This window comes from Clostridium sp. (assembly GCF_036646415.1).
Lineage (GTDB): Bacteria > Bacillota > Clostridia > Clostridiales > Clostridiaceae > Clostridium_J.
The window spans coordinates 1-8810 of the sequence record NZ_JAVXMF010000048.1; the positions used below are offsets into that span (position 1 = coordinate 1).

The window sequence follows — 8810 nt, forward strand, 5'->3', positions numbered from 1 at the left end:
ATCCAAAAGGAACTCGTATCTTCGGACCTGTTGCTAGGGAGCTAAGAGATAAAGAGTATAATAAAATATTATCACTAGCACCTGAAGTACTATAGGATAGGAGGTAGCAAAAATGAAAGTTCATGTTAGAAAAAAAGATACCGTAATGGTTATCTCTGGAAAAGATAAAGGTAAAATTGGAGAAATTTTAGCTGTTTATCCTAAAACAGGAAGAGTTGTTGTTGCTGGGGTTAACGTAGTAACAAAACATCAAAAACCAAGCAAACAAAATATGCAAGGTGGAATAGTTAACTTTGAAGCAGCTATTAACAGCTCAAAAGTTATGTTATATTGCGATAAATGTAAAAGCGTAACTAGAATAAGCAATAAAGTACTAGAAGATGGTACTAAAGTTAGAGTTTGCAAGAAGTGCGGAGAAACATTTTAATTCGCGAAAGGAGGTTTAACAAATGGTTACAAGACTACAAGAGAAATATAATAATGAAGTAGTTCAAGCTATGATGGATAAGTTCGGATACAAAAATGTTATGGAAGTACCTAAGCTTGAAAAGATAGTTATAAACATGGGAGTTGGAGAAGCTAAAGATAACTCTAAGGTTTTAGATGCTGCTGTAAGTGATATGCAATTAATCACTGGACAAAAGGCTGTATTAACTAGAGCTAAAAACTCAGTTGCTAACTTCAAAATAAGAGAGAACATGGCTATTGGATGCAAAGTTACATTAAGAAAAGAAAAAATGTTCCAATTCGCGGACAAATTAATGAATATAGCATTACCAAGAGTTAGAGACTTCAGAGGCGTTCCTACTAAGTCATTTGATGGAAGAGGAAACTATGCTCTAGGAATAAAAGAACAATTAATATTCCCTGAAATCGAGTATGATAAAATCGATAAAGTAAGAGGAATGGATATAATATTTGTAACTACTGCAAAGACAGACGAGGAAGCAAGAGAATTATTAAGATTCCTTGGAATGCCATTTGCTCAATAAAAGGAGGGAATGACTTGGCACGTAAAGCTTTAATAGAAAAATGGAAAAAAGAACCTAAGTATTCAACTAGAGCTTACTCTAGATGCAGATTATGTGGAAGACCACACTCTGTATTAAAGAAATTTGGTATTTGCCGTATATGTTTCAGAGAACTTGCTTACAAAGGACAAATTCCTGGATGTAAAAAGGCGAGCTGGTAATATACAGATCATATGAAAGGAGGCACAACAAATGAATATGACTGATCCGATAGCAGATTTGCTAACACGTATAAGAAATGCAAATATTGTTAGACATGAAATAGTAGAAGTTCCTTCTTCAACAATAAAGAAGGCAATTGCAAACATTATGCTTCAAGAAGGATATCTTAAGAATATAGAAGAATATCAAGATGGTAGTGTTTCAATGCTAAGACTTAGCATGAAATATGGCCAAAATAAGGATAGAGTTATAACAGGACTTAAGAGAATATCTAAGCCAGGATTAAGAGTTTATTCTGGTAAAGATGATATTCCTAAAGTATTAAATGGATTAGGAGTTGCAATAATATCAACTTCTAAAGGATTAGTTTCTGATAGAGAAGCTAGAAAATTAGGATTAGGTGGAGAAGTTATCTGCTATATCTGGTAGTTTATTGAACAAGGAGGTGCGATTATGTCAAGAGTAGGAAGACTTCCAATAGCTATACCAGCTGGTGTAACTGTTACAGTAACACCAGACCACGTTGTTACAGTTAAAGGACCAAAAGGTGAATTAACTAAAACAATGGTTAAGGATATCAACATAGCTATAGAGGATAATCAAGTGGTCGTTACAAGACCAAGCGATGTAAAAGAACATAGAGCTCTACATGGATTAACAAGAGCATTAATAAATAATATGGTAGTTGGAGTAACTAATGGTTTCGTTAAAACATTACAATTAGTTGGTGTTGGATATAGAGCAACAGCAAAAGGTAAGGGATTAACATTAAACCTTGGATTCTCACATCCAGTTGAAATAAGTGCAGTTGAGGGAGTAACATTTGAACTTCCAGACGCTAACACAATAATAGTAAAAGGTATAGACAAGGAATTAGTTGGTGCGGTTGCAGCTGACATAAGAACTTGGAGAAAGCCTGAGCCTTATAAAGGAAAGGGTATTAAATACTCTGACGAAGTTATCAGACGTAAAGAAGGTAAGACTGGTAAATAATAGCTATTAGAAAGGAGAGAATTACATGTTCAATAAAGCTGATAGAAAGCTATCAAGAGAAAAGCGTCATTTAAGAGTACGTAAAAAGATTCACGGAACAGCTGTTAGACCAAGACTTTCAGTATATAGAAGTGAAAAAAATATATATGCTCAAGTTATAGATGATGTTGCTGGAAGAACATTAGTTGCTGCATCTACCTTAGATAAAGATTTTGCTATAAAAGTTGGTAGTAATAAAGAAGCTGCTAAATTAGTTGGTGAAATAATAGCTAAGAAAGCAATAGAAGCAGGAATTACTGAAGTTGTATTCGATAGAGGTGGATATGTATACCACGGAAGAGTACAAATGCTTGCTGAAGGTGCAAGAGAAGCAGGACTTAAATTCTAAAAAAAGGAGGTACACACATGAAAATTGATCCTAGCACACTTGATCTTAAAGAGAAAGTTGTAAATATAAATAGAGTTGCTAAGGTTGTTAAAGGTGGTAGAAACTTCAGATTCAGCGCACTAGTAGTTGTTGGTGATGAGAACGGACACGTTGGTGTTGGAATGGGAAAATCTATCGAAATACCTGAAGCAATCAGAAAAGGTATCGAAGATGCTAAAAAGAACATCGTTACAGTTGAGTTAAGTGGAACAACAGTTCCTCATACAATAGATGGTAAATCTGGCACAGGTGTAGTTCATATTATGCCAGCTTCAGAAGGAACAGGAGTTCTTGCTGGAGGTCCAGTAAGAGCAGTACTTGAGCTTGCAGGATTAAAAGATGTTAGAGCTAAATCATTAGGTTCAAACAACCCTAAAAATATGGTTAGCGCAACAATAAACGGATTATCAAATTTAAGAACAGCTGAGCAAGTTGCAAAACTAAGAGGCAAAACTGTTGAAGAAATTCTAGGATAGGAGGGGAATACCTTGGCTAAAGTTAAAATAACATTAGTAAAGAGTTTAATAGGTAGAAAGAAAAATCATATTGCTACTGCAGAGGCTCTTGGATTAAGAAAAATAGGAAAAGATGTTGAGCACGAGGAGACTCCTCAGATCAGAGGTATGATTAATACAATAAGTTACCTACTAAAAGTAGAAGAAGCTTAAACTAAGGAGGTGTAAATATGAGACTTCATGAGTTAAGACCTGCAGAAGGTTCTAAAAAATCTCCTAAAAGAATCGGTAGAGGTACTGGTTCCGGTTGGGGAAAAACTGCTGGAAAAGGTCATAAAGGACAAAACTCAAGATCTGGTGGAGGAACAAGACCAGGATTTGAGGGAGGTCAAATGCCTTTATATAGAAGACTACCTAAAAGAGGATTTACAAATATATTCGCTAAAGAATATACTTGCATAAATGTAGATAGACTAAATATATTTGAAGATGGAACTGAAGTTACTCCAGAGTTACTTCGTGAAATCGGAATGGCTAAGAAAGTAAACGATGGGATAAAAATTCTTGGAAATGGAAACATTGAAAAGAAATTAACTGTTAAAGCTAATAAGATTTCAAAAGCTGCAGCAGAAAAAATCGAAGCGGCTGGAGGAAAAGTTGAGGTGATATAGATGTTATCAACCCTACGAAACGCTTGGAGAGTTCCTGAACTAAGAAAAAGAATGCTATTCACTTTAATGATAGTGGTAATTTTCAGAATGGGAATATTTATTCCAGTACCAGGAGTAGATGTTAGTAAGATTGCAGGATTAGTTGGTGGTAATTCTGGTTCTCTTTTGAATTTTTATGATATGATTGCAGGAGGAGCCTTCAGTAAATTTAGTATATTTGCTTTAGGAGTTACTCCGTATATTAATGCATCAATTATAATTCAATTGCTTACAATTGCAATTCCTTATTTAGAACAACTTTCTAAAGAAGGTCAAGATGGAAGAAAGAAGATACAAAACTATACTAAGTATGCAGCTCTAGTATTTGCAGTTATTCAGGCATATGCAATGTATGCCCTAATAAAAGGATCAGGAGCAATACTATTAGAAGGCACAATAGGTCTTCTACTTATAATACTTACAATGACGACAGGTACTGCATTGTTAGTATGGATAGGCGAACAAATTTCAGTTTATGGAATTGGGAGTGGCGTATCAGTGATTATATTTATAAATATAATCTCTTCATTACCACAAACCGCTTATAATATAGCAAAAATGCTTAAGATTAAAAGTATTAGTCCAGTAGAGGTTGTAATATTCGTAGCAGTAGCTTTAGCTTTATTAATTACAGTAATTGTTATAAACTTAGCAGAACGAAGAATCCCAGTTCAATATGCAGGAAAAGCAGTAGGAAGAAAAGTTATGAAAGGTCAATCTACACATATTCCCATTAGTTTAAATTCTTCTGGGGTTATGGCTATAATCTTTGGTATGTCAGTAATGCAATTTCCAAGTGTTATAGCACAAATATGGCCACAATCTTCCTTTGCAGTATTTATTATGACTAGCCCTTGGAGTATATTTCAGCAGAATACTATGAAGTATGTTATATCATATTTCATACTTATACTATTCTTTGCATGGTTCTATACAATAATTACTTTCAAGCCAGATGAAATGGCTGAGAATATGAATAAGTCCTCAGGGTTTATTCCAGGTATTAGACCAGGTGAAAAAACTGCAATATATTTAGAGAAGATATTGACTAGAATATCCCTTTTAGGAGGAACGTTTGCTGCTATTATAGCAGTAGTTCCAATACTGGCTGCTACTTATACAAATTTTCAAGGAATTTCATTTGGTGGAACTAGTTTGTTAATTTTAGTAGGAGTATCATTAGATACTATGAAACAATTAGAATCTCAACTAGTAATGAGACATTATGAAGGGTTCCTTAAATAAAAATATGAAGTTTGGAGTTGATACTAGTGAAAATTATTTTATTAGGTCCTCCTGGAGCCGGAAAAGGAACACAGGCAAAGTCAATCTGTAATAAATACTCTATACCACATATATCTACTGGAGATATTTTTAGATACAATATTTCGCAGGCAACGCCGTTGGGTATTGAAGCTAAAAAATATATAGATAAAGGTCATTTAGTACCAGATGAGTTAACTATCGACTTAATCGAAGATAGATTAAAGCAGGATGACTGCAAAAATGGATTTTTACTAGATGGGTATCCAAGGACTGTTAATCAAGCAGAAGCCTTAAAAACTCTATTAGAGGAAAAAGGTATAAAACTTGATACAGCTTTGTTGATAAAGGTTCCAAAGGGTTTTATTATAGATAGAATGACAGGAAGACGTGTATGTACCACTTGTGGAGCTAGTTATCACGTTAAATATAATCCTACTAAAAATATAGGTAAATGTGATATTTGTGGTAGTGTTGTAATACAAAGAGATGATGATAATGAAGCAACTGTAAGTGAAAGACTTGAAATATATGATGCACAAACACAACCGCTAATAGATTATTATAGTAAGAAAAATTTATTAGCGGAAGTTGATGGCACGCAAGCTATTAATGATGTTTTTAAGAATATCTGTGGTATCTTAGGAGCGATAAATAGTGATGAATATTAAAAGTGATGCAGAACTAGAATATATGAGAAGTGCTGGTAAGGTTGTTGCCGATACACTAGCAATGATTGAAAAGGTAATAAAACCAGGAATAACCACTGCAGAAATTGATAAACTTGCAGAAGAATTTATAAGATCGCAAGGCGCTACACCATCTTTCAAAGGATATGGAGGCTTTCCAGCATCTATATGTGCATCAGTAAATGATGTAGTAATACATGGTATTCCTAGTAATACAGTATTAGTTGAGGGAGATATAATTAGTGTTGATTGTGGGGCAATACTCAATGGTTATCATGGAGATGCTGCACGAACTTTCCCTGTAGGATGTATTTCTAAGGAAGCACAACATCTAATAGATGTCACTAAAGAATCTTTCTTTAAGGGCATTGAAAAGGCAGTAGTAGGCAATCGACTTACTGATATTTCAGCTGCGATACAAAAACATGCTGAGAGTTTTGGATATTCTGTGGTTAGGGATTTTGTTGGACACGGTATAGGAACTTCTATGCATGAAGACCCACAGGTTCCTAATTATGGTGCTGCTGGTAAGGGCCCTAAGTTAGTACACGGTATAGTACTTGCAATTGAACCTATGATAAACATGGGAAATTATAAAGTTAAGATCAAACCAGATGGTTGGACTGTAGTTACTTCTGATGGAAAGTTATCTGCCCATTATGAAAATACTATAGCAATAACTAATTCTGGTGTAGAAATACTAACTTTTAGCTAATGAGGTGACTATAGTGGATGATAACAGCCTTTTAGGAAAGGTAGTACATTCAAAATCAGGAAGAGATAAAGGTAAACACTTTATCATTATCGGTATAATAGACGCCGAGTATGTCTATATTTCAGATGGAGACCTTAGAAAAATTGAAAAGCCAAAGAAAAAGAAAATTAAACATTTAGTTTTTACAAATATTTTGGCTGAAGACATTAGAGTTGATATTTTATCTGATGGTAGAATAAACAATTCTAAAATTAGAAAATTTTTGCAGGTTGAAGATATAATAGAGGAGGTTTAATTACCCTTATGTCAAAAGATGATATAATCGAAATGCAAGGTGTTGTTTTAGAAACTCTACCTAATGCAACTTTTCAGGTTGAATTAGAGAGTGGGCACAAAATACTTGCTCATATTTCTGGGAAATTAAGAATGCACTTTATAAGAATTTTACCAGGCGATAAGGTTACAGTAGAACTTTCTCCATATGATTTGACTCGTGGGAGAATAACTTGGAGAGATAAGTAATAAGGAGGGTTAGCTATGAAAGTAAGACCATCAGTTAAACCTATATGTGAAAAATGTAAAGTTATAAAAAGAAAAGGAAGAGTAATGGTTATCTGTGAAAATCCTAAACATAAACAAAAACAAGGTTAATGAAAATAAATTAGTAGAGATACTTAGGAGGTGTAGATTGTAGATGGCAAGAATAGCAGGTGTTGACCTACCAAAAGAAAAAAGAGTTGAGATAGGTCTAACTTATATATTTGGTATTGGATTACCAAAATCTCATGATATACTTGAAGCTACAGGTATAAATCCAGATACAAGAATAAAGGATTTAACTGAAGATGAAGTAAATGAATTAAGAGATTATGTAAACAAGAACTTACTAGTTGAAGGTGATCTTAGAAGAAAAGTTGCTCTAGATATAAAAAGACTTAAAGAAGTTGGATGTTATAGAGGAATTAGACATAGAAAAGGTCTTACAGTTAGAGGTCAAAAGACTAAAACTAATGCAAGAACAAGAAAAGGTCCTAAGAAGACTATGGCAGGTAAGAAGAAATAGTAAGGAGGGAATATTATGGCTCAGAAGGTTAAAAGAAGTAGAAGAAAAAAAGAGAGAAAAAATGTTGAGCACGGTGCTGCACACATCAAATCTACTTTCAACAATTCCATCGTTACACTTACTGACGCAGCAGGAAATGCATTGTCATGGGCAAGTGCTGGTGGATTAGGATTTAGAGGTTCAAGAAAAAGTACTCCATTTGCAGCTCAAATGGCAGCTGAAACAGCAGCTAAAGCAGCTATGGAACACGGTTTAAAAAGTATAGAAGTTTACGTAAAAGGACCAGGAGCAGGTAGAGAAGCGGCAATAAGATCACTTCAAGCTGCAGGACTAGAAGTTACATTAATTAAAGACGTAACTCCAATTCCACACAATGGTTGTAGACCACCAAAAAGAAGAAGAGTTTAATTAACAGGAGGTGTAATTAATGGCAAGATATACTGGAGCTAAATGCAGACTTTGCAGAAGAGAAGGGCTAAAGCTTAATCTTAAAGGTGATAGATGTTTCACTGAGAAATGTGCTTTCACTAGAAGAGGTTACGCACCAGGACAGCATGGTCAAAGTAGAAAGAAAATGTCAAACTATGGAACTCAATTAAGAGAAAAGCAAAAAGCTAAGAGAATATATGGAGTTCTAGAAGGACAATTTAGAAAATACTATGAAAAAGCTGAAAAGCAAAAGGGAATAACAGGTGAAAACTTATTAAAATTCCTAGAATTAAGATTAGATAACGTTGTTTACAGATTAGGCTACGGAAACTCTAGAGTTGAATCTAGACAATTAGTAAACCACGGACATTTCTTAGTGAATGGTAAGAAAGTAGATATCGCATCATACTCTGTAAAAGCTGGAGATGTTATAGCTGTTAGAGAAAAAAGCAGATCTTCTGAAAAATTCAAAGTTTTTGCTGAAAATCCAAGAACATTACCAAATTGGTTAGAAGGAAATGTTGAATTATTTGAAGGTAAGGTTGCTTCATTACCAGTAAGAGAAGACATAGACGTTCCTGTTAACGAAACATTAATCGTAGAGTTATACAGCAAATAGTCAATAATGTAATCAGTTGCCCTCGATATAGAAAAACCACTAAATTTAAAAGGAGGGTTATATATGTTAGAAATAGAAAAGCCAAAAATAGAATGTGTTGAGACCGCTGAAAATGGTACATATGGCAAATTTGTTGTAGAACCATTAGAGAGAGGTTATGGAATAACTTTAGGTAATGCATTAAGAAGAATTCTTCTTTCTTCACTACCTGGAGTTGCTGCTAATTCGATTAAAATTGATGGTGTACTACATGA

General features: G+C 34.2%; 19 protein-coding genes and 1 pseudogene. All 20 read left to right on the forward strand.

What is annotated here, in order from left to right; genetic code table 11:
* The coding region (locus RSD37_RS16240; RefSeq protein WP_346947794.1) for an uL14 family ribosomal protein at positions 1–95 on the forward strand (95 nt) is incomplete at its 5' end.
* A 17-nt stretch (positions 96–112) separates the two neighbouring features.
* Positions 113–427, forward strand: a complete 315-nt coding sequence (rplX, locus tag RSD37_RS16245; RefSeq protein WP_346947780.1) for a 50S ribosomal protein L24 — start codon at positions 113–115, stop codon at positions 425–427.
* A 22-nt stretch (positions 428–449) separates the two neighbouring features.
* Complete coding sequence (gene rplE, locus RSD37_RS16250; protein ID WP_346947781.1) at positions 450–992, forward strand: 50S ribosomal protein L5; 543 nt, start codon at positions 450–452, stop codon at positions 990–992.
* Positions 993–1006: 14 nt separating this feature from the next.
* Positions 1007–1192 (forward strand): type Z 30S ribosomal protein S14, encoded by a 186-nt coding sequence (locus RSD37_RS16255; protein WP_147520504.1) that lies wholly within the window; start codon positions 1007–1009, stop codon positions 1190–1192.
* Between the two features lie 31 nt (positions 1193–1223).
* A complete protein-coding gene (gene rpsH, locus RSD37_RS16260; RefSeq protein WP_346947782.1) occupies positions 1224–1622 on the forward strand; it encodes a 30S ribosomal protein S8 in 399 nt (132 codons plus the stop codon).
* A gap of 24 nt (positions 1623–1646) precedes the next feature.
* On the forward strand, positions 1647–2186 hold the full coding sequence (gene rplF / locus RSD37_RS16265; RefSeq protein ID WP_346947783.1) for a 50S ribosomal protein L6: 540 nt from the start codon (positions 1647–1649) through the stop codon (positions 2184–2186).
* Positions 2187–2211: 25 nt separating this feature from the next.
* Positions 2212–2574, forward strand: a complete 363-nt coding sequence (gene rplR / locus RSD37_RS16270; protein ID WP_346947784.1) for a 50S ribosomal protein L18 — start codon at positions 2212–2214, stop codon at positions 2572–2574.
* Between the two features lie 17 nt (positions 2575–2591).
* Entirely contained in the window at positions 2592–3089 is a 498-nt protein-coding gene (rpsE, locus tag RSD37_RS16275) for a 30S ribosomal protein S5 (RefSeq protein WP_346947785.1), read from the forward strand.
* A gap of 12 nt (positions 3090–3101) precedes the next feature.
* Positions 3102–3281, forward strand: coding sequence for a 50S ribosomal protein L30 (gene rpmD, locus RSD37_RS16280; RefSeq protein WP_346947786.1), 180 nt, complete (start codon positions 3102–3104; stop codon positions 3279–3281).
* Positions 3282–3298: 17 nt separating this feature from the next.
* Positions 3299–3739: a 50S ribosomal protein L15 gene (gene rplO, locus RSD37_RS16285; RefSeq protein ID WP_346933166.1), complete on the forward strand. Its 441-nt coding sequence runs from the start codon at positions 3299–3301 to the stop codon at positions 3737–3739.
* Positions 3740–5023, forward strand: a complete 1284-nt coding sequence (secY, locus tag RSD37_RS16290; protein ID WP_346947787.1) for a preprotein translocase subunit SecY — start codon at positions 3740–3742, stop codon at positions 5021–5023.
* Between the two features lie 26 nt (positions 5024–5049).
* The gene (locus tag RSD37_RS16295; RefSeq protein ID WP_346947788.1) at positions 5050–5712 is read left to right on the forward strand and encodes an adenylate kinase; all 663 of its coding nucleotides are present in this window, start codon (positions 5050–5052) and stop codon (positions 5710–5712) included.
* Positions 5699–6445: a type I methionyl aminopeptidase gene (map, locus tag RSD37_RS16300; protein ID WP_346947789.1), complete on the forward strand. Its 747-nt coding sequence runs from the start codon at positions 5699–5701 to the stop codon at positions 6443–6445. The genes RSD37_RS16295 and map overlap by 14 nt, the downstream gene beginning before the upstream one ends.
* Before the next feature lie 13 nt (positions 6446–6458).
* Positions 6459–6740, forward strand: coding sequence for a KOW domain-containing RNA-binding protein (locus tag RSD37_RS16305; protein WP_346947790.1), 282 nt, complete (start codon positions 6459–6461; stop codon positions 6738–6740).
* Between the two features lie 8 nt (positions 6741–6748).
* Positions 6749–6967, forward strand: coding sequence for a translation initiation factor IF-1 (gene infA / locus RSD37_RS16310; protein ID WP_346947791.1), 219 nt, complete (start codon positions 6749–6751; stop codon positions 6965–6967).
* A 15-nt stretch (positions 6968–6982) separates the two neighbouring features.
* Complete coding sequence (gene rpmJ / locus RSD37_RS16315; protein WP_003373491.1) at positions 6983–7096, forward strand: 50S ribosomal protein L36; 114 nt, start codon at positions 6983–6985, stop codon at positions 7094–7096.
* Between the two features lie 43 nt (positions 7097–7139).
* Positions 7140–7508: a 30S ribosomal protein S13 gene (gene rpsM, locus RSD37_RS16320; protein ID WP_346947792.1), complete on the forward strand. Its 369-nt coding sequence runs from the start codon at positions 7140–7142 to the stop codon at positions 7506–7508.
* A 12-nt stretch (positions 7509–7520) separates the two neighbouring features.
* A complete protein-coding gene (gene rpsK / locus RSD37_RS16325) occupies positions 7521–7916 on the forward strand; it encodes a 30S ribosomal protein S11 (RefSeq protein WP_346947795.1) in 396 nt (131 codons plus the stop codon).
* Positions 7917–7935: 19 nt separating this feature from the next.
* Positions 7936–8556 (forward strand): 30S ribosomal protein S4, encoded by a 621-nt coding sequence (gene rpsD, locus RSD37_RS16330; RefSeq protein ID WP_346947793.1) that lies wholly within the window; start codon positions 7936–7938, stop codon positions 8554–8556.
* Between the two features lie 63 nt (positions 8557–8619).
* A pseudogene (locus RSD37_RS16335) lies at positions 8620–8810 on the forward strand (DNA-directed RNA polymerase subunit alpha); the annotation flags it as partial.